The following is a 24,159-nucleotide window of genomic DNA, read 5'->3' on the forward strand; positions in this document are numbered from 1 at the left end:
GTTGATAGGCCAGATGTGGAAGCCCGGTAACGGGTGGAGCTGACTGGTACTAATAGGCCGAGGGCTTGTCCTCAGTTGCTCGCGTCCACTGTGTTGTTCCCAGGCCACGAATAGTCGTGCTGGTTGAACAGTTTCACTACTTAATTGAAAAGTGTGCTTGTTCGCTAAGTGCCGATGCTCTGCTTTTTATTGCGGAGTTGGCCGATAGTGTTTCGGTGGTCATTGCGTTAGGGAAACGCCCGGTTACATTCCGAACCCGGAAGCTAAGCCTTTCAGCGCCGATGGTACTGCAGGGGGGACCCTGTGGGAGAGTAGGACGCCGCCGAACAATCTTTCAAGGACCCTTGGTCCCAGCGTTCATGCTGGGACCAAGGGTCCTTTTGTTTTTTGTCGAAGCGCGTCGGATGGTCGGCTGCGCGAGAATGTCTGTGGTACCCGATGACAGGAGTCACCCCCATGTCCACCAACTCTTCCGACGACCGTCCGGAGCGCGAGCCGCGTCGCCGTGACGGCGGTGACAGGGGCGGTTTCCGTGGCGGTCGTGACGACCGGTCCGGCGCGCCTCGACGTGACACCAACGACCGTGCCGGCGCCCCCCGTCGTGATGACAGTCGTGGTGGCAGCACCGGTGGCGGTTTCCGTCGTGACGACAGCCGTGGTGGCAGCACCGGCGGTGGTTTCCGTCGTGACGACAGCCGTGGTGGCAGCACCGGCGGTGGTTTCCGTCGTGATGATCGTGCGCCGCGTCGTGATGACGAGCGTGGTGGGTACCGCGGTGGTCAGGGTGGTCAGCGTGACGACCGTGGTGGTCGTCCCAGTGGTGGCTTCGAGCGCCGTGACGACCGTGCACCGCGTCGTGACGACCGTCCCAGCAGCGGCCCCCGCCGCGACGACAGCCGTGGTGGCAGCACCGGTGGCGGCTTCCGCCGTGATGATCGTGCACCGCGTCGCGATGACCGTCCCAGCAGCGGCCCCCGCCGCGACGACAACCGTGGTGGCGGCACCGGCGGTGGCTTCCGTCGTGATGATCGTGCGCCGCGTCGTGATGACGAGCGTGGTGGGTACCGCGGTGGTCAGGGTGGTCAGCGTGACGACCGCGGTGGTCGCCCCAGTGGTGGCTTCGAGCGTCGTGACGACCGTGCGCCGCGTCGTGACGACCGGCCCAGCAGCGGCCCCCGTCGTGATGACAGTCGTGGTGGCAGCACCGGCGGCGGTTTCCGTCGTGATGACAGTCGTGGTGGCAGCACCGGCGGCGGTTTCCGTCGTGATGACAGTCGTGGTGGCAGCACCGGCGGTGGCTTCCGTCGTGATGACAGTCGTGGTGGCAGCACCGGCGGTGGCTTCCGCCGTGATGATCGTGCGCCGCGTCGTGATGACGAGCGTGGTGGGTACCGCGGTGGTCAGCGTGACGACCGTGGTGGTCGTCCCAGTGGTGGCTTCGAGCGTCGTGACGACCGGCCCAGCAGCGGCCCCCGCCGCGACGACAACCGTGGCGGCAGCACCGGCGGTGGCTTCCGTCGTGATGATCGTGCACCGCGTCGTGATGACGAGCGTGGTGGGTACCGCGGTGGTCAGCGTGACGACCGCGGTGGTCGCCCCAGTGGTGGCTTCGAGCGTCGTGACGACCGTGGTGGTCGCCCGAGCGGTGGTTTCGAGCGTCGTGATGACCGTGGTGGTCGTCCCAGTGGTGGCTTCGAGCGTCGCGACGACCGGCCGAGCAGCGGCCCCCGTCGCGACGACAGCCGTGGTGGCAGCACCGGCGGCGGTTTCCGCCGTGACGACAGCCGTGGCGGCAGCACCGGTGGTGGCTTCCGCCGTGACGACCGTGGTGGTCGTGACGACAGGAGCCGTGACCGGGACCGTGCGCCCCGCCGCGACAACGACCGCGGTGGCTACCAGGGTCGCGACGACCGGGGTGGTTACCAGGGTCGCGACGACCGCGACCGTGAGCCGATCAAGCGGCTTCCCATCCCGGACGACGTCACGGGCCAGGAGATCGACAAGGATGTCCGGCAGGAGCTGTACAGCCTGCCGAAGACCCTGGCCGATGACGTCGCTCGTAACCTCGTGATGGTGGCCCGCCTCCTCGACGAGGACCCCGAGCAGGCATACGCGTACTCGCGTATCGCACTGCGTCTTGCCTCACGCGTCGCAGCGGTGCGTGAGGCGGCCGGCTTCGCGGCGTACGCGACGCAGAAGTACGCGGAGGCGCTGGCAGAGTTCAGGGCGTCCCGTCGGATGACCGGCTCCGTGGACCTGTGGCCCGTCATGGCCGACTGCGAGCGCGGACTCGGCAGGCCCGAGCGGGCGATGGACATGGCCGGTGGGCCCGAGGTCCAGAAGCTGGACAAGGCCGGCCAGGTCGAGATGCGCCTGGTCGCCGCCGGAGCCCGCAGGGACATGGGGCAGATCGAGGCGGCAATCGTCACGCTGCAGGGCCCCGAGCTCGCCTCCACAGCCGTGCACTCGTGGACCCCGCGCCTGCGGTACGCGTACGCGGACGCGCTCCTGGAAGCCGGGCGCGAGGACGAGGCACGTGAGTGGTTCGGCAAGGCGCTCGAGGCGGACAAGGACGGCGCGACCGATGCGTCGGACCGGCTCGCCCAGCTCGACGGTGTGGAGTTCGTCGACGCCATGGGTGAGGACGACGAGCACCCGTCCACGGCCGAGGCCGAGGCCGAGGCGCCGGGCGCTGCGGAGCAGGACGACGAGGACGACGAGGACGACGGCGTCGAGGAGTACTACGACGAGGACGACCTGGAGATCGAGGAAGTCGAGGACGACGACGCGGAGGGTTCCGCGAAGGCGTAAGCGCTGAACGGCTGAAAGAAGGAGGGCGGCACCCGTCACGGGTGCCGCCCTCTTCTGTTTGCCGCCCGTCCTCAGTCCGTGTCGAGACTGCGAAGGACGAGACCCGTGGCCGGCTTGGGGCCGAACGAGGTCGATTTGCGGGGCATGGTGACGCCCTGTCTGGCCAGGTCCCGGACGACGTCCTCGCGGACCGGATGCATCAGCACCGCCGTGGCGTTGTGCCGCTCGGCCTGCTCGACGGCCGCCGCGGTGTCGTGGATGTACGCGATGTGCTCCGGCGCGTCGGGAATCCTCCAGACGTGGTCCAGGAGTGTGGAGTGCAGCACGGTCGCGTCCAGTGCACGCCAGGCCGCCGGCCGGTCGGCTCGAACCGTGCGGGCGAGGAGGTCCCCGTCCGGCCGGTCGACGAGGTGGAAACTGCCGTCACCGGCGAGCAGGAAGGCGTTGCCCTCCGCGGCGGCCCCCGTGAGTGCGTCGAGGGCCCGGGGGAGAGGCCCCTCGACCTCCCTGACCCGGAAGCTGCTGCCCAGGGCCTCGATCGCCTCGGCGACCGGAAGGCGGTGCAGCAGCCGGTGGATGGCCCGGACCTGCAGGGGATAGCGGGCCGTGTCGACGAGGAGGACAAGACCGAAGTCCCAGGGGCCCGGCGCCGGCTGTTCCTTCTGGAGCCCGAGATAGGTGGCCCAACGGTGGTGGCCGTCGGCGATCAGCGCCTGGCGGCGGGAGAGATCCGCCTGGATCTCCGTGTGCTCGCCAGGATCGGTGACGGCCCAGAGGCGGTGGCTGAAGCCGTCCTCCGTCGTGGTGGTGAGCAGCGGGAGGCGCTCCACCACGCGTTCGATGACGGCGTTCGCTCCCGCTCGCGCGCCGTCACTGACGTAGCTGAGCAGCAGCGGTTCGAGATGGGCCGCCGCGGTGCGCATCAGGTCGGCACGGTCCTCCACGACATCGGCCATGACGTCTTCGTGCGGGAGCACGATGCCCTCGCCGGCGGGGGAGAGCGCCAGGGCCCCGATCACACCGCGCTGCAGGATCTCGCCGCGCCGCTGCTCGTAGACGTAGAGCGCCGGGACGGGGTCCGGAGCGAGAACGCCCTCGGCGAGCCAGCGCTTCAGGGTCTCGGCTGCCTGCTGGTGGCGCGCCGCGGCGGTGCCGGCCTGCGGAAGGATCAGCCGCACGATGTTGTGCGGGTCCGCGGACTCCAGGTGGTGCAGCCCGTCGGGCCTGACCACGACGTCGTACGGCGGTGAGGTCACCGCGGCAAGGCTGCCGACCCGCTCGGGGACGTACCGCAGCCCGCGGAAGGGGATCAGCCGCAGTCCCTGCTCGGCGGGCCCTGATGTGTTCATTTGTGCATCGTATGTGCGGTCCCTATATGCGCGATGATCGGGGCAGAGGCATGGAAAGAGGAGCACAGGCATATGAGTCAGCAGTACAGGTCACGGCCGCTCGGGAGCACCGCGGCGCTGAGCGAGGCGTACGACACGGCTCTGCTCGATCTCGACGGGGTGGTGTACGCGGGCGGGCACGCCATCGTCCACGCCGTCGAATCGCTGGGCACCGCGCGTGAGGGCGGGATGCGGCTGGCGTACGTCACCAACAACGCCCTGCGCACCCCCGACGCGGTGGCGGAGCACCTGACGGAGCTCGGGGTGCCGGCGGAGCCCGGCGATGTGATCACGTCGGCGCAGGCGGTGGCCCGGCTGATGGCCGATCAACTGCCGTCCGGGGCCAGGGTGCTCGTGGTCGGCGGGGAAGGACTGCGCGTCGCGCTGCGCGAGCGGGGGCTGGTGCCGGTGGAGTCCGTGGACGACGAGCCGGTGGCGGTGGCGCAGGGGTACGGCGGGCCGGACCTGGCGTGGGGGCGGTTCGCCGAGGCGGCGTACGCGATCGCGCGCGGGGCCGTGTGGTTCGCGTCCAATACGGACCTGACGATTCCCGGCGCCCGCGGCATAGCGCCGGGCAACGGTGCGGCGGTGGAGGTCGTACGGATCGCCACCGGTGCCGAGCCGCAGGTCGCCGGCAAGCCGTTGCCCCCGATGCACCGGGAGACGGTCCTGCGGACCGGTGCGAAGAGGCCGCTGGTCGTCGGGGACCGGCTGGACACCGACATCGAGGGCGCGTTCAACGGAGGGGTCGACTCGCTGCTGGTGCTCACCGGCGTGACCGACGCGGCACAGCTGCTGGCCGCCGAGCCGAAGTACCGGCCGACGTACGTGGACCGGGACCTTCGGGGGCTGCTCACCGGTCAGCCGGAGGTGGCGGAGGAGGGCGGCCGGATCCGCTGTGGTGGCTGGACGGCCGAGGCGCAGGGGGACGCCCTGGTGCTGGAGGGCGACGGGGATGCGCTGGACGGGCTGCGGGCCCTGTGCGGTGCGGCATGGACGTACGCCGGTGAAGGTGCCTGCGGGCTCGACGCGGCGAAGGCGGTGGCCAGGCTCGGGCTGTAGGCGCCCGGGCGGAGGAGGCTGCCGAACCGGCCAGGTGAGGCAACTGGAGGGTAGGCTAACCTAACCCGGTGTTGGTTGAGAGTCCCTCCGAATCGAGCGCCGGCCCCGCGGCCACTCCGGAAACGCCCACGCGCCCCGCGCGTCATGCGGTGCGTGCCGCCGGTCTGCTGGCAGCCGTGGGCGTCCTGGTCCTGGTCTGCCTCGCGAGTGTCGCGATCGGGGCCAAGGCGCTGCCCCTGTCCGAGGTCTGGCACGGCCTGTTCCACTACTCGGGAACCAACGGTGACGTCCTCGTACGGGACGTGCGCGTCCCGCGGACCGTGCTCGGGCTGATCGTCGGAACGGCACTCGGCCTCTCCGGCGCGGTGATGCAGGCCCTGACGCGTAACCCGCTCGCCGAGCCCGGCCTGCTGGGTGTCAACGCGGGCGCTGCCGCGGCGGTCGTCTCCGCGATCAGCTTCTTCGGCGTCACCTCGCTGACCGGGTACGTCTGGTTCGCTTTCGTCGGTGCCGCGGTCGTGTCCGTGGCCGTGTACCTCCTGGGCGGCAGCCGGTCGGCGAACCCGGTGCGGCTCGCGCTCGCCGGTACGGCGGTCACCGCGGCGCTGTTCGGCTACGTCAACGCCGTACAGCTGCTGGACGCGGCGGCGCTGGACCGGCTCCGGTTCTGGACCGTCGGTTCGCTGGCCTCCGCCAACATGGAGACCGTCGGCAAGGTGTGGCCGTTCATCGCGCTCGGCGTGCTGCTCGCGCTCCTCATCGCCCGGCCGCTGAACGCCCTGGAGATGGGCGACGACACGGCCAGGGCGCTCGGTGCCCATCTGACCCGGACCCGCGTCCTCGCGATGGCGGCCGTCACCCTGCTCTGCGGGGCGGCCACCGCCGCCTGCGGGCCGATCGTCTTCATCGGGCTGATGATCCCGCACCTCGTCCGCACCATCACAGGGCCCGACATGCGGTGGATCCTGCCGTACGCGGCCGTGCTCTCGCCCGTGCTGCTGCTCGGCGCGGACGTGGTCGGCCGGGTCATGGCACGCCCCTCCGAACTGCAGGTCGGCATCGTCACCGCGCTGCTCGGCGGACCCGTCTTCATCCATCTCGTACGACGCAAGAGGATGGCCCAGCTGTGAAGGCCCCGCAGGACACGGCGAAGTCCGTCCGCGCCGTACGGACCGCCGGCGGCTTCTCCTTCCGGGTGGACGTCCGGGCGCTCGTCGTGATCGTGCTGCTCGCCCTGGTGGCGGCAGCCGCGGCCGTGGTGCTCACCGGCAGCGGCGACTACTCCATGACGCCGGGCGAGGTGCTCACCACGCTGTTCGGCAACGGGACCTTCCAGCAGGAGTTCATCGTCACGGACCTGCGCCTGCCGCGGGTCCTGGTCGGACTCCTGGTCGGCGCCGCGCTCGGCGTGGGCGGCGCCGTCTTCCAGAGCGTCTCCCGCAACCCGCTGGGCAGCCCCGACGTGCTCGGCTTCGGCCAGGGCTCCGCGGTCGGCGCCCTCACCGTGATCGTGCTCTTCCACGGCGGGCCGACCGAGGTCGCCGCGGGGGCCGTGGCCGGAGGGGTGCTCACCGGTGTCGCCGTCTACCTGCTGGCCTGGAGGCGGGGGGTGCACGGCTACCGGCTCGTCCTCGTCGGCATCGGCGCGGCCGCGATGCTCACCGCGGCCATCCACTACCTGATCACCAAGGCCAACCTCGTCGACGCCACCCGTGCCGTCGTCTGGATGACCGGCTCACTGGACGGCCGGGACTGGGCGCAGGTCTGGCCGCTGCTCGCGGTCTGCGGTGTTCTCGTCCCCCTGGTCCTGGGCCACGGACGCGCCCTGCGCATGCTGGAGATGGGCGACGACGCCGCCCACGCCCTGGGCGTACGGGTGGAACGCACCCGGCTCGTCCTGCTGGGCTGCGCCGTGATCCTCGTCGCCGTCGCCACGGCTGCCGCCGGCCCCATCGTCTTCGTCTCGCTGAGCGCCCCGCAGGTCGCCCGCAGGCTCACCCGTTCGCCCGGCCCCAACCTGGCCGCCGCGGCGTGCACCGGCGCGGCCCTGCTGCTCGTCGCCGACTGGACGGCGATGAACGCCTTCGGGGACCGCCAGCTTCCGGTGGGTGTGGTCACCGGTGTGCTGGGCGGCTGCTACCTGTTGTGGCTGCTGGTGTCCGAGCGCAAGGCGGGACGCATATGAAGCCCGGTACACCGGTGACGGCACCGGACACCTCGCAGACGAACCCCATCAACTCCGGGAGTACGACCATGCAGCGCCTCACCGCAGACTCGGTGACCCTCGGCTACGACCAGCGCGTCATCGCCGAGAACCTCTCGGTCGAGATCCCCGACAACTCCTTCACGGTGATCGTCGGTCCCAACGCCTGCGGCAAGTCGACCCTGCTGCGCGCGCTGTCCCGGATGCTGAGGCCGAGCCGGGGCGAGGTCCTGCTGGACGGACAGGCCATCCACCGGATGCCCGCGAAGAAGGTCGCCAGGACCCTGGGCCTGCTGCCCCAGACCTCCATAGCACCCGACGGCATCACGGTCGCCGACCTCGTCTCGCGCGGCCGGTACCCGCACCAGGGGTTGCTGCGCCAGTGGTCTCCCGAGGACGAACGGATCGTCGTGGAGTCCATGGCGTCCACCGGAGTCGGCGACCTCGCCGACCGCTACGTCGACGAACTGTCCGGCGGTCAGCGCCAGCGCGTCTGGATCGCCATGGCGCTCGCCCAGCAGACCCCGCTGCTCCTGCTCGACGAGCCGACGACGTACCTCGACATCCAGCACCAGATCGACGTGCTCGACCTGTGCGCCGAACTCCACGAGACACAGGGACGCACGCTGGTCGCCGTGCTGCACGACCTCAACCACGCCGCCCGGTACGCCACCCACCTCATCGCCATGCGCCAGGGCGAGATCATCGCCGAGGGCGTCCCCGGGGACGTGGTCACGGCGGAGCTGGTGGAGGAGGTCTTCGGGCTGCCGTGCCAGGTCATCGACGACCCGGAGACGGGAACACCGCTCGTGGTCCCGGCCGCCCGCCGGAAGCGGGCCGGTGCCAGGGCCACCGCCGGGGCCTGACGGGCACGGCCTACAACAGGGACTTGAGCTTCAGCAGATCGCGGAAGCCCGCCTCCAGCCGGACCCGGCCCGAGCCCCAGGCCTTCGCGAAATTGAGCTCGCCGTTCACCATGGCCACCAGATCGTCCCCGGTCATCGCGAGCCGGATCTCGGCCTTCTCGCGGGGAGGGCCCTCGACCGTGTCGAGCACCCGGATCCGGCCACCCGCCAGCCGCCCGACGAACGTGACGTCGAGATCCTTGATGTGGCAGCTCAGCGAGCGGTCGAGAGCAGCAGCGCTGCGTACGTCGCCGTCGGCACCTGCCAGGTTGCCGGAAAGTGTGTCGAGTGCGCTGCGGCACTCCGCCATGGTCGCCATCGTCACCGACGGTACCCCAGCCGTTCGGGGTAGCGTTTCGGGCATGAGCGACTGGATGCCGGAGCCGGGGACGGCGCAGGAGGGCGACGCGGTACACGGGGCCGCGGCACAGCCCGACGTGCCGCCCGCGCCCTCCTTCGACCCCGCCCCGCCCGCCCCCCTCGGCGTCGCACGCACCGCCACCGGGCATCCCGGGGTCGACGCGCAGCTGGAGCGACTGGCCGACGCGGACCACCTCCCGGCGGACGGGCACACCGCGGTGTACGAGGATGTACACCGCGGGCTGCGCGACGCGCTGAGCGAGCTGGACGCCGGACCCGCACCCGCACCCCCGTACAACAACAGGAGCTGAACGAGAAGTGGCAGGAGTGGCACGTCGCCGCCTCGACGCCGAGCTGGTACGCCGCAAGCTCGCCCGCTCGCGCGAACACGCGAGCCAGCTGATCGCGGCGGGGCGGGTGACCGTCGGCGGCAACACCGCGACCAAGCCCGCCACCCAGGTCGAGACGAGCGCCGCCGTCGTCGTCGTGAAGGACGACAGCGACCCCGAGTACGTCTCGCGCGGCGGGCACAAACTCGCGGGCGCGCTCGCCGCCTTCGTCCCCCTCGGGCTGAAGGTCGAAGGGCGACGGGCCCTGGACGCCGGCGCGTCCACGGGCGGCTTCACCGATGTGCTGCTGCGGGCAGGAGCCCGGCACGTCGTCGCCGTCGACGTCGGCTACGGGCAGCTGGCCTGGTCCCTGCAGTCGGATGAACGCGTCATCGTCAAGGACCGTACCAACGTGCGGGAGCTGACGCCGGAGCAGCTCGACGGAGAGGCGGTGGACCTGGTGGTGGGTGATCTGTCGTTCATTCCGCTCGGTCTCGTGCTGCCCGCACTGGCGCGCTGCGCAGCACCCGACGCGGACCTGGTCCTCATGGTCAAGCCGCAGTTCGAGGTGGGCAAGGAGCGCCTCGGAAGCGGTGGTGTGGTCCGCAGCCCCGAGCTGCGGGCCGAAGCGGTACGGGAAGTGGCGCGCCGGGCCGGCCTCCTGGGCCTCGGCGTCCGGGGTGTCACGGCGAGCCCGCTGCCCGGGCCGTCGGGAAATGTCGAGTACTTTCTGTGGCTGCGGGCCGGAGCTCCTGAACTGGATCCCGCAGATGTCGACCGTGCAGTGGCGGAGGGGCCTCGTTGACGACGCATGCGGCACAACCCGAGAACGCGGCACAACCCGAGAACGCCGTACGAACCGTCTTCCTGCTGGCGCACACCGGCCGCCCGGCGGCGATCCGCAGCGCCGAGCTCGTCGTCCAGGGCCTGCTGCGCAACGGCCTCGGCGTCCGGGTCCTGGCGGTCGAGGCGGCGGACCTGCCGCTTCCGCCGTCCGTGGTGACGGTCACGGACGCCACGCCCGCGGCCGTGGACGGCTGCGAACTGCTGATCGTGCTCGGCGGGGACGGGACGCTGCTGCGTGGCGCCGAGATCTCCCGGGCATCCGGCGTGCCCATGCTGGGCGTCAACCTCGGGCGCGTCGGATTCCTCGCCGAGGCCGAGCGGGACGACCTCGACAAGGTCGTCGACCGGGTCGTCACCCGCGCGTACCAGGTCGAGGAGCGCATGACGCTCGACGTCGTCGTCCACAGCAACGGCGACATCGTGCACACCGACTGGGCGCTCAACGAGGCGGCCGTGCAGAAGGTCTCGCCCGAGCGGATGCTGGAGGTCGTGCTCGAGATCGACGGCCGGCCGGTGACCGGCTTCGGCTGTGACGGAATCGTCTGCGCCACGCCGACCGGCTCGACCGCCTACGCCTTCTCGGCGGGCGGGCCCGTCGTCTGGCCCGAGGTCGAGGCCCTGCTGATGGTGCCGATCAGCGCCCACGCGCTGTTCGCCAAGCCGCTGGTGACCTCGCCCGACTCGGTCCTGGCGGTCGAGGTGCAGCCGCACACCCCGCACGGGGTGCTGTGGTGCGACGGCCGCAGGACCGTCGAGCTGCCCGCGGGGGCACGCGTCGAGGTGCGGCGCGGTGCGGTGCCCGTACGGCTGGCACGGCTGCACCAGGCCTCGTTCACGGACCGTCTGGTCGCCAAGTTCGCGCTCCCGGTGCAGGGCTGGCGCGGCGCTCCGCACTGAGCGGGAAGCGGTCCCGGGGCCCGGGAGAGTGAACCGGTACCCGGGGCCCTTGGCGCACCGGGGTCCGGACCTCGTAAGGTCATGTCCGTGTTGGAGGAGATGCGGATACGGTCGCTCGGAGTCATCGACGACGCGGTGGTGGAGCTGTCACCCGGTTTCACCGCGGTGACGGGCGAGACCGGCGCGGGCAAGACCATGGTCGTCACCAGCCTGGGGCTGTTGCTCGGCGGGCGTGCCGACCCTGCCCTGGTACGGATCGGGGCCAAGGCCGCGGTCGTCGAGGGGCGGATCACGGTGTCCGAGGGCGACGCGGCGGCGCTGCGTGCCCAGGAGGCCGGGGCCGAGATCGAGGACGGTGCGCTGCTCATCAGCCGTACCGTTTCGGCGGAGGGGCGCTCCCGCGCCCACCTCGGGGGCAGATCCGTGCCCGTGGGGGTCCTCGCCGAACTCGCCGACGAACTCGTGGCGGTACACGGCCAGACCGACCAGCAGGGACTGCTCAAGCCCGCGCGGCAGCGGCAGGCCCTCGACCGGTACGCCGGCGACGGCGTCGAGGGTCCGCACACCAAGTACGCGGCGGCCTACCGGCGGCTGCGCGCGGTCGTCGTGGAGCTCGACGAGATCACCACGCGTACCAGGGAGCGGGCCCAGGAAGCGGATCTGCTGCGCTTCGGCCTCAACGAGGTCGCCGCGGTCGAGCCGCTTCCCGGGGAGGACACCGAACTGGCCGCGGAGGCCGAGCGGCTCGGCCACGCCGAGGCGCTCGCCTCCGCGGCGGCCCTCGCGCACGCGGCGCTCGCGGGCGACCCGGAGGACCAGGAGGGCGTGGACGCCACGACCGTCGTCGCGGCGGCAGGCCGGTCCCTGGACGCCGTGCGGGCCCACGACCCGGCGCTGGCCGCGCTCGCCGACCGCATCGGCGAGATCTCCATCCTGCTCGCCGACGTGTCCGGGGAACTCGCCGGGTACGCCGACCAGCTGGACGCCGACCCGCGGCGGCTCGCCGCCGTCGAGGAGCGGCGCTCGGCGCTGACCGCGCTGACCCGCAAGTACGGTCAGGACGTCTCCGCCGTGCTCGCCTGGGCCGAGGAAGGTGCGGCCAGACTGACGGAACTCGAGGGCGACGACGACCGCATCGGTGAGCTGACGGCGGAGCGCGACGCGCTGCGCAGCGAGCTCTCCGGGCTCGGGCAGGCGCTGACCGACGCGCGTACGGAAGCGGCGGCACGTTTCGCCGGGGCGGTGACGGAGGAACTGGCGTCGCTCGCGATGCCGCACGCCCGTGTGTCCTTCGCCATCCGGCAGACGGAGGCGGCGGACGAGGCGTCCGGCATCGACATCGGCGGGCGGAGCGTGCTCTACGGGCCGTCCGGCGCCGATGAGGTCGAACTCCTGCTGGCACCGCACCCCGGGGCCCAGCCCCGGCCGATCGCCAAGGGTGCGTCGGGCGGTGAGCTGTCCCGGGTGATGCTCGCGGTCGAGGTGGTCTTCGCGGGTTCCGACCCCGTACCGACGTACCTCTTCGACGAGGTCGACGCGGGTGTCGGCGGCAAGGCCGCCGTCGAGGTGGGCCGTCGGCTGGCCAAGCTGGCCAGGTCCGCGCAGGTCGTGGTGGTGACGCACCTGCCCCAGGTGGCGGCCTTCGCCGACCGGCAGCTGCTGGTCGAGAAGACGGTGGACGGCTCGGTGACGAGCAGTGGCGTCACGGTCCTGGAGGGCGAGGACCGGGTGCGCGAACTCTCCCGGATGCTGGCCGGCCAGGAGGACTCGGAGACGGCGCGGGCCCACGCCGAGGAGCTGCTGGCGACGGCACGGGCGGACGGATAGCGAATTCTGGCGTCAATTCCGGGCCGCCGATCTCACTCTTACGGGTGGGGCGGCCCGGTCGCCTGTCGCCGCAAGGACGGGAACAACGTTTCGTCAGTCCCGGAACGTGCGTACGGACTGGCATCCTTGGTCTGTACATTCCGCCGACTCCGGAGCTCCGGGAGCCATTCGACGTGTCACAGCTGCGTACGGTCCAAGTCCTGGGCGGTGGTGCCGGAAGCAGCGCTCATGTCGTCTCGCTCGCCGCAGGTCTGGTCGCCAGAGGGGTGCAGGTCACGGTCTGCGCCCCCGCCGGAGCGGACCGCGGCCATGACTTCCCCGCGACGGGAGCCCGCTTCGTCGCGGTACCCCGGCGCAGCGACCCCGCGGCCGTCGCCGCCCTGCGCGCCGCCTGCGCCGGAGCCGACGTGGTCCACGCCCACGGTCTGCACGCCGCCGTCCGAACCGGGCTCGCGCTCAGCGGCCGCAGTACGCCGCTGGTCGTGACCTGGCGCGCCCGTGCCCACACCGAAGGCGCCCGCCGCCGGCTGCTGCACCTGCTGGAGCGAAGGGCCGCCCGGGCGGCGGCCGTTGTGCTGGGTACGTCATCGGATCTGGTCGACCGGGCCCGTCGCCGGGGCGCCAGGGACGCACGCCTCGCACCGGCCGCGATCCCGGCGGGCCCCTCTCCCGTCGCCGGTCACGACGGCAAGGCGCGCGTAGAACTGGGCGCGGTGGGAAGGCCGTTGCTCGTGTCGGTCGGCAGTCTCCTGCCGCACCACGGCTTCGGCACGCTGCTGGACGCCGCCCGCGTCTGGCGCGGACTGGACCCCGTACCCCTGCTGGTGATCGTGGGGGAGGGGCAGGAGCGGGCCGCCCTGCAGCGCAGGATCACCGACGAGCAGCTGCCCGTCCTCCTTGCCGGCAGCCGGGACGACATCGTCGAGATCCTCGCCGCGGCGGACCTTGCCGTGCTGACCTGCGGCGGGGAGTCGCCGCCGCCGACGGCGGCGCACGAGGCGCTGCGGCTGGGGGTGCCCCTCGTGGCTGCCACGAGGGGCGGGCCGGCCGAACTCGCGGGCGACGCGGCGGAACGGGTTCCCTCCGGGGACGCGGAGGCGCTCGCGAGCGCCGTCGTGCGGCTCCTCGGCGACCGGGAACGGCGCGAGCGGCTCGTGGCGGCGGGGCTCGTACAGGCCGCGGGGTGGCCGACCGAGGACGACACGATCGCCCATGTGCTGTCCGTCTACGACGAGTTGGCGCAGCCGTTGGCCACGGTCCGCACGTGAGGCCCCGGGGCGCGAGCCCCGGGGGTGCGGGGCACCTGGGGCGTGGGTCTCACGACGTGTGGCGCCGGGCACGCAGGGCCAGGCTCAGGGCCAGGACCGTCTGGGGGTCGTCCAGATCGGCGCCGAGCAGCTCCCCGATGCGGGCCAGCCGGTTGTAGAGCGTCTGCCGGTTCAGATGCAGCTCGCGTGCGGCCTCCGCCTTGCGGCCCGCATGGTCGATGTACGCCTCGAGCGTGGGCAGCAGCGGGGGACGGGAGGTCCGGTCGTGCTCCCGCAGCGGCCCGATCGTCCGGTCCACGAAGGACGCCAGATCAGGGTGCTCCCGCAGCCGCCACAGCAGCAGATCGATGTCGAGGCGCTGTGCGTCGTACCAGGGAAGCTCGTCGAGCCCTTGGGCGGCCGTCGCCGCTTCCGCCGCGTGCCGCAGTCCGGCACCGGCCGCCGCCCAGCTGCCGGCCGCCCCGACCACCACGACCGGCGCACGGTCACCGGCCCGTTCGAGACCGGCCCGCTCGACGCCCGCCCGCAGCGCCACCGCCACCCGGTCCGCGACCGCCGCGCGCCCCGTCCCCGGACGCAACGCCAGCAGCAGCGGGATCCTGCCCTCCACGGGCCGCACCCCGAGCAGCACGGGTACGCCCACGGCCGACAGCTCCTCCAGCACCGCCCGGGCCAGCAGAGCCCAGTTGCCCGACGGCGACAGCTCGGGTGCGATACGCATCACCACCGGCAGCAGGGGGTCCCCGCCCGGCTTGAACCCCAGGACCTTGGCCTGCGCGGGCGCGTCCTCGGGGGCGATCCTGCCCTCGGCGAGATCCGTGAGGAAGTCACCGCGCCCCCGAGCCGCCAGCTCCTCGTCCTGACGCGCCTGCATCAGGACGACGGCGAGGATGCCCGCAGCCCGCTCGGCCGCCATCCGGTGCACCACCACCAGCGGCCCCGACACCGCGAGCAGCACCAGCCGGGCCCGCACGGAACCGGTCCCGGCACCGCCGCCCGGAACATCCACCAGGACCGCCCCGGCCGGCGGTGCCTCGCGGGCCGCACGGTCACCGCGCAGCCCCTCCCAGACCTGCAGCGGATCGGCTCCCACCGGCCCGGTACCCGTCCCCGCCGCGTACAGCAGCCGGCCGTCCGGGGTTTCGAGGAAGACGGGGTTCGTGGTGAAGTCCGCCAGGATGCCCAGCACCTGCGGCACCCCACCGCCGCCGAGCACCGCCTGCGTACAGCGCCGGTGCACCTCCTCGGCCCGCTGGAGCAGCGCGTAGTGCCCGTTGACGATCTCCGTATGGATCTCCTCGGTCACCGACACGAACGGGACCTCACGGTGCAGCTGTACGAGCGGCAGCCCCGCCGTCCGTGCCGTGTCCACGATCGCCGCGGGCAGCCGGCTGAAACGGGGTCCGAGCTCCACCACCAGGGCGGCGATGCCCCGGTCGGCGAGCCGCCGCACGAAGGCGCGCTGTTCGGCGGGCCGGGAGCCCAGCACGAGACCCGTGGTGAGCAGCAGCTCGCCGCCCTTGAGGAGGGAGGCGATGTTCGGCACCTCGCCCGTGTGCACCCAGCGCACCGTGCGGTCCAGCCGGTCCGCCCCGGCCAGCACCTCCGGGACCCCGCCGCGCAGCCCCGGCAGTTCCAGCGCCCGCCGCACGGTGATTCCGCCCTGTGTCTCCACTGACTCCGACCTTCGTGCTTCCTGCTCGCGTGCGACGGGGCGATTCGCCCCGGTCAGGAAGGTACCGGGCTCGGCCGGGAACGTCACACCGCGGCCGCGGCGGGCTTGATGTTGTGGTTCAGGTGGAAGACGTTGCCGGGGTCGTACCGCGCCTTGACGGCGGCCAGCCGGGCGTAGTTCTCCTCGCCCACTCCGGCGACGACGCGGTCCTGCCCCTCGCGTCCGATGAAGTTGAGGTAGACCGCACCGTTCGCCCAGGGACGGACGCCCGCGCGCACGTCACGCACCCACTGCTTGCCCCGCTCGTCGTCCGCCGCGCTCTCCCAGATCCCGAACGGGTGCACACCCCACGGGGACGAGCGCCAGGGGACCGGATAGTCGGCGGGGCCGCGCGCCATCGCGCCGCCCATCGGGAACAGCACATGCTGGGAGCCGGAGGGAACCGGCATCGCCTCCGCGGTGGAGCAGAACACGGACACGGCCTCGTCGGGGAAGCTGTCCAGGTACTCGGCGGACCAGTAGTTCCGCATGCCGGGCGGATCGTCCAGCATGCACTGGAGCTCCGCGTAGGGGAGTTCGGCCACGAGCTCCGACTCATGCCCGAGCGCGAGCAGCGGGGCCGCCGTCTCGCGGAGCTCCGCCTCCGTCCCGGCATAGGTGAACACGATCGCGCAGACGAGGGTGCCCACCAGCGGCTCGGGCACGAACTCCTCGGGCGGGGCGGTGAGGTACAGGCAGCCGCCACCCGCCTCGTCCGGCGCCGACTTCATCAGATCCCGGTACACACGGACGGCCCCGGGGCCGTCCTCGGGCCGGAAGAGAATCAGGGCCATGCTCATCGCGGGCAGGTCGTGCAGCCGCAGGGTGAGCGAGGTGACCACGCCGAAGTTCCCGCCGCCGCCGTGCAGCGCCCAGAAGAGCTCCGGGTTCTCCTCGGGCGTGGCGCGGACGCTGTCGCCGTCCGCGGTGACCAGATCGGCGGCCAGAAGATTGTCGCAGGCCAGCCCGAACTTGCGTTCCAGCCAGCCGGATCCGCCGCCCAGGGTGAAGCCGCCGACCCCGGTGGTGGAGACCCGGCCGCCGGTGGTCGCCAGGGCGTACGGCTGGGCCGCCCGGTCCAGATCGCTCATGGTGGCCCCGCCGCCGACGCGGGCCGAACGGGCCTCCCGGTCGACACTCACGCTGCGCATACGGCGCAGGTCCACCACCAGGCCGCCCTCGCTCAGGGCCATGCCCGCGACACTGTGGCCGCCTCCGCGCACGGCGACCTCCAGGTCGTGCTCCCGCGCGAAACGCAGTGCCCGAGCCACATCCGCCTCGGAGGCACACTGCGCCACCACCGACGGCCTGCGGTCGATCATGCTGTTGAAGACGGCGCGGGCCTCGTCGTAACCCGGATCGCCGGGCACATGGACAGCGCCGGTGAGATCGGTGCGCAGGCCGCTCAGAGCGGCGTCCGGCAAGGTGCTGCGGGGCGTCATGATGTCCCCTTCGCAGGGTGTGACAGGACCTTTCCATCGTAGGCCCGGCCCCGGAGATCGGCCGTTCCGCAGGGTCCTGTCACACCGCTCGCGCACGCCTTCCGGCGCGCCCCTCAGCCGACGTACGCCCCACTGGCCGTCAGCCGCAGCGCCGTGTCGATCAGCGGCACATGGCTGAACGCCTGCGGGAAGTTCCCCACCTGACGCTGCAGCCTGGCGTCCCACTCCTCGGCCAGCAGCCCCAGGTCGTTGCGCAGGGACAGCAGCCTCTCGAAGAGCTGGCGGGCCTCGTCGACCCGGCCGATCATCGCGAGGTCGTCCGCCAGCCAGAACGAGCAGGCCAGGAACGCGCCCTCGTCGCCCTCCAGGCCGTCCACGCCCGCGTTCTCACCGGCGGTGGGGTAGCGCAGGACGAAGCCGTCCTCCGTGGACAGCTCCCGCTGGATCGCCTCGATCGTGCCGATGACCCGCTTGTCGTCGGGCGGCAGGAAGCCCATCTGCGGGATCAGCAGCAGGGACGCGTCGAGCTCCTTCGACCCGTAGGACTGGGTGAACGTGTTGCGTTCCTTGTCGTAGCCCCGCTCGCAGACATCGCGGTGGATGTCCTCGCGCAACTGGAGCCACCGCTCCAGCGGCCCGTCCGTGTCCCCGGACTCGATCAGCTTGATGGTGCGGTCGACCGCGACCCAGGCCATCACCTTGGAGTGGACGAAGTGCCGGCGGGGGCCGCGCACCTCCCAGATGCCCTCGTCGGGCTCCTCCCAGTGCTTCTCCAGATAGCTGATCAGCTTCAGCTGGAGGCCCACCGCGTAGTCGTTACGGGTCAGGCCCGTCATGTGCGCGAGGTGCAGCGCCTCGGTGACCTCTCCGTACACATCGAGCTGGAGCTGGTTCGCCGCCCCGTTCCCGACCCGGACGGGCCCGGAGTTCTCGTAGCCGGGCAGCCAGTCCAGCTCCGCCTCGCCGAGCTCCCGCTCACCCGCGATGCCGTACATGATCTGCAGGTTCTCCGGGTCACCCGCGACGGCCCGCAGCAGCCACTCGCGCCAGGCGCGGGCCTCCTCGCGGTAGCCGGTGCGCAGCAGCGAGGACAGCGTGATCGCCGCGTCCCGCAGCCAGGTGTAGCGGTAGTCCCAGTTCCGTACGCCCCCGATCTCCTCGGGCAGGGACGTGGTCGGAGCCGCCACGATACCGCCGGTGGGCGCGTACGTGAGCGCCTTGAGAGTGATCAGGGAGCGGACCACGGCCTCCCGGTAGGGCCCGTGGTACGTGCACTGGTCGACCCATTCGCGCCAGAAGTTCTCGGTCGCCTCGAGGGAACCCTCGGGGTCCGGCAGGCTGGGCGGCTCGTGGTGCGAGGGCTGCCAGCTGATCGTGAACGCGATCCGGTCGCCGGGGGCGACGGTGAAATCGGAGTACGTCGTCAGATTCTGGCCGTACGTCTCCGCCTGCGTGTCCAGCCAGACCGAGTCGGGGCCCGCCACGGCGACCGTCCGGCCGTCGACCTTGTGCACCCAGGGGGTGACGCGTCCGTAGCTGAAACGCATCCGCAGTTCCGAGCGCATCTGCACCCGGCCGCTGACACCTTCCACGATCCGGATGAGCTGGGGGGCACCGTCACGCGGCGGCATGAAATCGGTCACGCGGACCGTGCCGCGCGGGGTGTCCCACTCCGATTCCAGGACGAGCGAGTCCCCGCGATATCGGCGGCGGTCCGCGGCGAGGGGCTGTGCCCCTTCCGCGCGTGCGGGTCCCAGACGCCAGAAGCCGTGCTCCTCGGTACCGAGGAGCCCGGCGAAAACGGCGTGCGAGTCGAAGCGGGGGAGGCACAGCCAGTCTGCTGTGCCGTCCCGGCAGACCAGGGCAGCGGTCTGCATGTCTCCGATGAGTGCGTAATCCTCGATGCGCCCGGCCACGTGCGTCTCCAGTCGAACGGCCAATTCGCCCCGTGGGGCGCTTATTGCTGGTCAAGGGGTCGTTGTAATAGAACCGACGAGCTCTTGCACGGGTGAGCGGGCTGGGGTGGAGCCGCTGGCCGGCCAACTCGGCAGCGAGTGGTCCGAGCAGGATACGACGCACCAGGAAGATCCGCGCGATGCTGTCCACAAGTTCTCCGCGGTCCGCCCGTGGCGAACGGGTGGGACGTGAAGTGCCTGCGGTGTTTCTGTGATGCCGGTGTGAGAGGTGTGGCCGGAAGCAGCCTCCTCCCGTCGCTGTTACCCTGGTAGCCCGTGGACCGGTGGTCGTCCCGACAGTGGACGAGGCCCCCGAACCGCAGCGACGGCGCCTCCGGAATTCTCCGGACGGCACGCCGGTACGCACCTCACGATCGCGACCACGGGAGCCCCCTTTGGCTATGCAGCCCACATCCACGACGACCAAGCACATCTTCGTCACCGGGGGTGTCGCCTCCTCCCTCGGCAAGGGTCTGACTGCCTCCAGCCTGGGTGCCCTGCTCAAGGCACGTGGCCTGCGGGTCACCATGCAGAAGCTCGACCCCTACCTCAACGTCGACCCCGGCACGATGAACCCCTTCCAGCACGGTGAGGTGTTCGTCACCAACGACGGCGCCGAGACCGACCTGGACATCGGCCACTACGAGCGCTTCCTCGACGTCGACCTCGACGGCTCGGCCAACGTCACCACCGGCCAGGTCTACTCGCAGGTCATCGCCAAGGAGCGGCGCGGCGAGTACCTCGGCGACACCGTCCAGGTCATCCCGCACATCACCAACGAGATCAAGCACCGCATCCGCCGCATGGCCACCGCGGACGTCGACGTCGTCATCACCGAGGTCGGCGGAACGGTCGGCGACATCGAGTCGCTGCCGTTCCTGGAGACCGTCCGCCAGGTACGCCACGAGGTCGGCCGGGACAACGTCTTCGTCGTGCACATCTCGCTGCTCCCCTACATCGGCCCGTCCGGTGAGCTCAAGACCAAGCCGACCCAGCACTCGGTGGCGGCCCTGCGCAACATCGGTATCCAGCCGGACGCCATCGTGCTGCGCGCCGACCGCGACGTACCGCTCTCCATCAAGCGCAAGATCTCGCTGATGTGCGACGTCGACGAGGCCGCCGTGGTGGCCTGCCCGGACGCCAAGTCGATCTACGACATCCCCAAGGTGCTGCACACCGAGGGCCTGGACGCCTACGTCGTGCGCAAGCTCGACCTGCCGTTCCGCGACGTCGACTGGACCACGTGGGGCGATCTGCTGGACCGCGTCCACAACCCCGACCACGAGGTCACCGTCGCCCTGGTCGGCAAGTACATCGACCTGCCCGACGCCTACCTCTCGGTCACCGAGGCCATCCGGGCCGGCGGCTTCGCCAACAAGGCCCGCGTCAAGGTCAAGTGGGTCGCCTCCGACGACTGCAAGACACCGGCCGGCGCGCAGAAGCAGCTCGGTGACGTCGACGCCATCTGCATCCCCGGCGGCTTCGGCGAGCGTGGTGTGGTCGGCAAGGTCGGCGCCATCCAGTACGCCCGCGAGAACAAGGTGCCGCTGCTGGGCCTCTGCCTCGGCCTCCAGTGCATCGTGATCGAGGCCGCGCGCAACCTCGCCGGAATCCCCGACGCCAACTCCACCGAGTTCGACGCCGCCACGAGCCACCCCGTCATCTCGACGATGGAGGAGCAGCTCGCCTACGTCGAGGGCGCGGGCGACCTCGGCGGCACCATGCGGCTCGGCCTGTACCCGGCGAAGCTCGCCGAGGGCTCCGTGGTCCGCGAGGCGTACGACGGCGAGCCGTACGTGGAGGAGCGCCACCGCCACCGCTACGAGGTCAACAACGCCTACCGCACGGAGCTCGAGAAGAAGGCAGGCCTGGTCTTCTCCGGCACCTCCCCGGACAACAAGCTCGTCGAGTACGTCGAGTACCCGCGCGAGGCGCACCCCTACCTGGTCGCCACCCAGGCGCACCCGGAGCTGCGTTCCCGCCCGACCCGCCCGCACCCGCTCTTCGCCGGTCTGGTGAAGGCGGCCGTGGAGCGCCAGGCAGCAGCGCGGGGGACCGGCGCCAAGGCCTGAGGCGATACGGTTGACCGGGGTACGGATCCTTCGTGGATGCGTGCCCCGGTTTCTGTTTTCGTGGGAGGACGTACATGGGTTTCCAGGACACGCCCGAGGAGTGGCAGGTCACCGCGACGGTGACCCCCTTCACCGGTAACAAGACCAGCGTCCGCACCGACGACGTGGTGATGCCCGACGGCACCGTCGCGCGCCGCGACTACCAGGTACACCCCGGATCCGTCGCCGTCCTCGCACTCGACGAGAGCGGCCGCGTCCTGATCCTGCGGCAGTACCGGCACCCGGTACGCCACAAGCTGTGGGAGATCCCTGCCGGGCTCCTCGACGTCCCCGGCGAGAACCCGCTGCACGCCGCGCAGCGGGAGCTGTACGAGGAGGCGCACGTCAAGGCCGAGGACTGGCGGGTGCTGACCGACGTCTACACCACGCCCGGCGGATGCGACGAAGCCGTACGCATCTTCCTCGCCCGGAACCTCTCCGAGGCGGAGGGTGAGCGTTTCGAGGTCTCCGAGGAGGAGGCCGACATGGAGCAGGCCCGCGTGCCGCTGCAGGAGCTCGTGCAGGGAGTGCTCGCGGGAGACCTGCACAACAACTGCCTCGTCGTGGGCGTCCTCTCGCTCACGGCGGTGCTCGCGGGCGACGGGGTGGACTCACTGCGCCCGGCCGAGGCGCCGTGGCCCGCCCGGCCGTTCGAGGTCTGAACCGGCCCTGCCAGGTCCGAGCCGGCCTCGGATGTCCGAGGCCGGCCGGTCCGGGGCCCGGCGATCCGCCGGCGAGGCCCGCATCGGCATTCGATCGGCATCCGATCGTACGAAACGCTGATCCGATCGGGGGATGTGTCCGCCGCGCTCGGCCGTGATCGTCCGCACCACTGAACTACGCTCAAAAGGCCCCGACCGGAGTTCCGGCGGGCAACCGCGTGCAGTGAAGTGGAGCGTGGCCCGTGACCGATCAGGCGGTGGACACCAGCGGTCCGGCCGGTGCGGCCAGAACGGCGGGGACCGAGAAGCCGTCCGATCCCACCCCACCCCAATTCTTCGGCCGTGAACGTGAGCTGAAAGCCCTTCAGGCGGACATCGAGCGAGCGGGACTGGACACCCTCGCCGGCCGGAAGGCCGCACGCGCCAGGGTCCTGCTGATCGCCGGACGGCCCGGATCCGGACGCACCGCCCTCGCCGCCGAACTCGCCCGTCGGCTCGCGGAACCCGGCGACTACCCCGACGGGGTGTTCCGGGTCCCGCTCACCGATCCCGGAGGCGAACGCGTCCCCGTCGAGCGCACCGCACGCGAACTCCTGGACCTGCTCGCCATTGCCGCCCCGGCCGGCGCCGACGAGGACGAACTCTCCGAGATGGTCCGCGAGGCGTTCGCCGTACGCCGCGCCCTGATCGTGCTCGACGACGCCGTGGACGCCGAACAGGTCGACCCGCTGCTGCCGGACAACCCGGACTGCCTGGTCGTCGCCACCTCCACCGGCCCGCTCACCGGAATTCCGGGCGTCCGGCCGTGCACCATCGGGGGCATGGACGCCGGGTCCGCCGTACAGCTGCTCGCCCGCACCATCGGTCAGGTCCGCATCACCGTCGATCCGCGCACCGCCGAGACACTGACGGAGGAGTGCGCGGGACAGCCCGCCGCCCTGACGCTGGTCGCCGGCTGGCTCGCGGCCCGCCCGGGCGCCTCGGTCGCCGACGTCACCAAGCAGCTGCACGACCTGCCGGGCGACGCCGAACAGCCCACCGGCGCCCGCCCGCTGGCCCGTGCCTTCCAGCTGGTCCACGAGTCGCTGCCGCAGGCCGCCGCCCGGATACTGCGACTGCTCGCGCTCGCCCCCGCCGGACTGGCCGACGCCCACACCGCCTCCGCGCTGGCAGGGTGCTCCGTCTCGGCCGCACAGACCACCCTGGACGACTTCGTCCGGTTCGGCCTTCTGCGGACGAACGGCGCGGTCCTGCCCCAGTACGAGGTCCCCGGCTGCCTCGCACCCCTGCTGCGCGCCCTGTTGGAGGAGCGGGACCGGCCGGCCGAGATCCAGCTGGCACGGGCCAGGATGCTGGAGCGGACCGTACGTCAGCTCCAGTCCTGCCGGGCCGTCACCGATCCGGAGGGTTCCACGGCCCGCCGCAAACTCGCCGGGCTGCCCCGCTCGCTGCGCTTCCCCAACCCGGAGGCCGCCGCCGAGTGGCTGCGGATCCGCAGGCCCGCCCTGCTGGCCTCCGCCCGGATCGCGGTCGAGGACGGGGAGCTGGACACCCTCGCCCGCCGGCTGGTCGCCGCACTCGTCAGGGCGCTCGCCGTGCACCGGGGCACCGAGGACGCCGCGCCCGATCTGTACGGGCTGCACGGTCTGGTCCTGGACGTGGCCGAGCGCCGCGATCTTCCCCGGGAGAAGGCCGCGGCCCTGCTCAATCTCGCAGACCTCGACGCGGGCACCGGCCGTACCCGGGCGGCGCTGACCCGGTACCGGGCCGCTCTGGACGCCGGACGCGCGGCGAACGACCTGTACGCGACCGGACGCGCCATGGAATCCGTGGGCGGTGCCTACGCGGAGCTCGGCGACTTCAATCGTGCCTCCGACTGGTACGGCCGGGCCCTCGCGCAGCGGCTCACCCAGGGCGAGGGGGCCGACGAGGCGCGGCTGTACGGGCGGCTCGGGGCCGTCCACACGTACGCCGGGCGCTACGGCGAGGCCCTGCGCAGCTGGCGGGCCGCGGCCGCGGGCCACCGCAGGCTCGGTGACCTGCCCGCGCAGGCGCGGGCGCTCAGTGAGGCCGCGCGGGTCCAGGAGTACGCGGGCAGGCCGCAGGAGTCGCTGCACACCTGCCACGAGGCGGTCGAACTGGCGCGTCGGGCGGGTGACGTGCGGCTGCAGGCGGCCCTGCAGCTCAGGCTGGCCGACACGCTGGACCGGCTCGGTGACCCCGCAGCGGCCAGGCTGCACCGGGGTGCAGCCGACAGATTACTGGCGGAGGAGGGCTCAGCCTACGAAATCCGTAGTGCTTCGACGGAAACTTAATGCTTTGTAAGGCTGGACAGCGAGAAGTCCTTCATTAATGATGGCTCTGCCGCGCATCCCTGCG

19 protein-coding genes and 1 rRNA gene are annotated in these 24,159 nt (G+C 71.7%); 15 read left to right on the top strand and 5 right to left on the bottom strand.

What is annotated here, in order from left to right; genetic code table 11:
- The first annotated feature begins 211 nt into the window (after positions 1-211).
- From rrf to ACFW9O_RS00015, 3 genes are all read left to right on the top strand, one after another.
- Positions 212-328 (top strand): 5S ribosomal RNA (gene rrf, locus ACFW9O_RS00005).
- A gap of 213 nt (positions 329-541) precedes the next feature.
- A complete protein-coding gene (locus tag ACFW9O_RS00010; protein ID WP_384603291.1) occupies positions 542-2,071 on the top strand; it encodes a hypothetical protein in 1,530 nt (509 codons plus the stop codon).
- Positions 2,071-2,811 (top strand): hypothetical protein, encoded by a 741-nt coding sequence (locus ACFW9O_RS00015; protein WP_384603294.1) that lies wholly within the window; start codon positions 2,071-2,073, stop codon positions 2,809-2,811. Before ACFW9O_RS00010 ends, ACFW9O_RS00015 begins: the two co-directional genes overlap by 1 nt.
- Positions 2,812-2,882: 71 nt before the next feature.
- Here the strand turns inward: ACFW9O_RS00015 and ACFW9O_RS00020 are convergent, their stop codons facing one another.
- A complete protein-coding gene (locus ACFW9O_RS00020; protein ID WP_384603296.1) occupies positions 2,883-4,160 on the bottom strand; it encodes a DUF1015 family protein in 1,278 nt (425 codons plus the stop codon).
- Positions 4,161-4,232: 72 nt separating this feature from the next.
- On the opposite strand from ACFW9O_RS00020, the gene ACFW9O_RS00025 reads away from it, so the two are divergent.
- From ACFW9O_RS00025 to ACFW9O_RS00040, 4 genes are all read left to right on the top strand, one after another.
- On the top strand, positions 4,233-5,261 hold the full coding sequence (locus ACFW9O_RS00025; protein ID WP_384603299.1) for an HAD hydrolase-like protein: 1,029 nt from the start codon (positions 4,233-4,235) through the stop codon (positions 5,259-5,261).
- A gap of 149 nt (positions 5,262-5,410) precedes the next feature.
- Positions 5,411-6,391 carry a FecCD family ABC transporter permease gene (locus ACFW9O_RS00030; protein WP_384605175.1) on the top strand — a complete coding sequence of 327 codons (981 nt, stop codon included), beginning with the start codon at positions 5,411-5,413 and terminating at the stop codon, positions 6,389-6,391.
- Positions 6,388-7,446, top strand: coding sequence for a FecCD family ABC transporter permease (locus ACFW9O_RS00035; RefSeq protein ID WP_384603301.1), 1,059 nt, complete (start codon positions 6,388-6,390; stop codon positions 7,444-7,446). The genes ACFW9O_RS00030 and ACFW9O_RS00035 overlap by 4 nt, the downstream gene beginning before the upstream one ends.
- 68 nt (positions 7,447-7,514) lie before the next feature.
- A complete protein-coding gene (locus ACFW9O_RS00040) occupies positions 7,515-8,330 on the top strand; it encodes an ABC transporter ATP-binding protein (protein WP_384605178.1) in 816 nt (271 codons plus the stop codon).
- A 10-nt stretch (positions 8,331-8,340) separates the two neighbouring features.
- Here ACFW9O_RS00040 and ACFW9O_RS00045 read toward each other — a convergent pair whose 3' ends face one another.
- Positions 8,341-8,688 (bottom strand): SCP2 sterol-binding domain-containing protein, encoded by a 348-nt coding sequence (locus ACFW9O_RS00045; protein ID WP_329212556.1) that lies wholly within the window; start codon positions 8,686-8,688, stop codon positions 8,341-8,343.
- 55 nt (positions 8,689-8,743) lie between these two features.
- On the opposite strand from ACFW9O_RS00045, the gene ACFW9O_RS00050 reads away from it, so the two are divergent.
- The 5 genes from ACFW9O_RS00050 to ACFW9O_RS00070 all read left to right on the top strand — a co-directional run bounded on the left by ACFW9O_RS00050 (position 8,744) and on the right by ACFW9O_RS00070 (position 13,896).
- Entirely contained in the window at positions 8,744-9,040 is a 297-nt protein-coding gene (locus ACFW9O_RS00050) for a hypothetical protein (RefSeq protein WP_384605180.1), read from the top strand.
- Between the two features lie 7 nt (positions 9,041-9,047).
- Positions 9,048-9,863 (top strand): TlyA family RNA methyltransferase, encoded by an 816-nt coding sequence (locus ACFW9O_RS00055; protein WP_351176359.1) that lies wholly within the window; start codon positions 9,048-9,050, stop codon positions 9,861-9,863.
- Positions 9,860-10,801: an NAD kinase gene (locus ACFW9O_RS00060; protein WP_384603304.1), complete on the top strand. Its 942-nt coding sequence runs from the start codon at positions 9,860-9,862 to the stop codon at positions 10,799-10,801. Before ACFW9O_RS00055 ends, ACFW9O_RS00060 begins: the two co-directional genes overlap by 4 nt.
- Positions 10,802-10,882: 81 nt before the next feature.
- Positions 10,883-12,628: a DNA repair protein RecN gene (gene recN / locus ACFW9O_RS00065; protein ID WP_384603307.1), complete on the top strand. Its 1,746-nt coding sequence runs from the start codon at positions 10,883-10,885 to the stop codon at positions 12,626-12,628.
- 173 nt (positions 12,629-12,801) lie between these two features.
- The gene (locus ACFW9O_RS00070; RefSeq protein ID WP_384603310.1) at positions 12,802-13,896 is read left to right on the top strand and encodes a glycosyltransferase family 4 protein; all 1,095 of its coding nucleotides are present in this window, start codon (positions 12,802-12,804) and stop codon (positions 13,894-13,896) included.
- 49 nt (positions 13,897-13,945) lie between these two features.
- Here the strand turns inward: ACFW9O_RS00070 and ACFW9O_RS00075 are convergent, their stop codons facing one another.
- The 3 genes from ACFW9O_RS00075 to ACFW9O_RS00085 form a co-directional block, all read right to left on the bottom strand.
- Positions 13,946-15,571 carry a PucR family transcriptional regulator gene (locus ACFW9O_RS00075; protein ID WP_384603312.1) on the bottom strand — a complete coding sequence of 542 codons (1,626 nt, stop codon included), beginning with the start codon at positions 15,569-15,571 and terminating at the stop codon, positions 13,946-13,948.
- Positions 15,572-15,654: 83 nt separating this feature from the next.
- Positions 15,655-17,052, bottom strand: a complete 1,398-nt coding sequence (locus ACFW9O_RS00080) for an FAD-binding oxidoreductase (RefSeq protein WP_384603315.1) — start codon at positions 17,050-17,052, stop codon at positions 15,655-15,657.
- Positions 17,053-17,165: 113 nt separating this feature from the next.
- Positions 17,166-18,968 carry a glycoside hydrolase family 15 protein gene (locus tag ACFW9O_RS00085; RefSeq protein ID WP_384603316.1) on the bottom strand — a complete coding sequence of 601 codons (1,803 nt, stop codon included), beginning with the start codon at positions 18,966-18,968 and terminating at the stop codon, positions 17,166-17,168.
- 440 nt (positions 18,969-19,408) lie between these two features.
- Here ACFW9O_RS00085 and ACFW9O_RS00090 point away from each other — a divergent pair, with 440 nt between their 5' ends.
- The 3 genes from ACFW9O_RS00090 to ACFW9O_RS00100 all read left to right on the top strand — a co-directional run bounded on the left by ACFW9O_RS00090 (position 19,409) and on the right by ACFW9O_RS00100 (position 24,095).
- A complete protein-coding gene (locus tag ACFW9O_RS00090) occupies positions 19,409-21,079 on the top strand; it encodes a CTP synthase (RefSeq protein ID WP_351176372.1) in 1,671 nt (556 codons plus the stop codon).
- Between the two features lie 74 nt (positions 21,080-21,153).
- Positions 21,154-21,780, top strand: coding sequence for an NUDIX hydrolase (locus tag ACFW9O_RS00095; RefSeq protein WP_351176375.1), 627 nt, complete (start codon positions 21,154-21,156; stop codon positions 21,778-21,780).
- A gap of 242 nt (positions 21,781-22,022) precedes the next feature.
- Positions 22,023-24,095, top strand: a complete 2,073-nt coding sequence (locus ACFW9O_RS00100) for a tetratricopeptide repeat protein (RefSeq protein WP_384603320.1) — start codon at positions 22,023-22,025, stop codon at positions 24,093-24,095.
- The last annotated feature ends 64 nt before the right edge of the window (positions 24,096-24,159 follow it).

It is taken from the genome of Streptomyces sp. NPDC059499, from assembly GCF_042749285.1.
Lineage (GTDB): Bacteria > Actinomycetota > Actinomycetes > Streptomycetales > Streptomycetaceae > Streptomyces.

Excerpts from the sequence above, each read along its gene's own strand:
- ACFW9O_RS00015 (WP_384603294.1), top strand. The coding sequence starts at position 2,071 with ATGGTGGCCCGCCTCCTCGACGAGGACCCCGAGCAGGCATACGCGTAC.
- ACFW9O_RS00020 (WP_384603296.1), bottom strand. The coding sequence starts at position 4,160 with ATGAACACATCAGGGCCCGCCGAGCAGGGACTGCGGCTGATCCCCTTC.
- ACFW9O_RS00025 (WP_384603299.1), top strand. The coding sequence starts at position 4,233 with ATGAGTCAGCAGTACAGGTCACGGCCGCTCGGGAGCACCGCGGCGCTG.
- ACFW9O_RS00040 (WP_384605178.1), top strand. The coding sequence starts at position 7,515 with ATGCAGCGCCTCACCGCAGACTCGGTGACCCTCGGCTACGACCAGCGC.
- ACFW9O_RS00045 (WP_329212556.1), bottom strand. The coding sequence starts at position 8,688 with ATGGCGACCATGGCGGAGTGCCGCAGCGCACTCGACACACTTTCCGGC.
- ACFW9O_RS00050 (WP_384605180.1), top strand. The coding sequence starts at position 8,744 with ATGCCGGAGCCGGGGACGGCGCAGGAGGGCGACGCGGTACACGGGGCC.
- recN (WP_384603307.1), top strand. The coding sequence starts at position 10,883 with ATGTCCGTGTTGGAGGAGATGCGGATACGGTCGCTCGGAGTCATCGAC.
- ACFW9O_RS00080 (WP_384603315.1), bottom strand. The coding sequence starts at position 17,052 with ATGACGCCCCGCAGCACCTTGCCGGACGCCGCTCTGAGCGGCCTGCGC.
- ACFW9O_RS00090 (WP_351176372.1), top strand. The coding sequence starts at position 19,409 with ATGCAGCCCACATCCACGACGACCAAGCACATCTTCGTCACCGGGGGT.
- ACFW9O_RS00095 (WP_351176375.1), top strand. The coding sequence starts at position 21,154 with ATGGGTTTCCAGGACACGCCCGAGGAGTGGCAGGTCACCGCGACGGTG.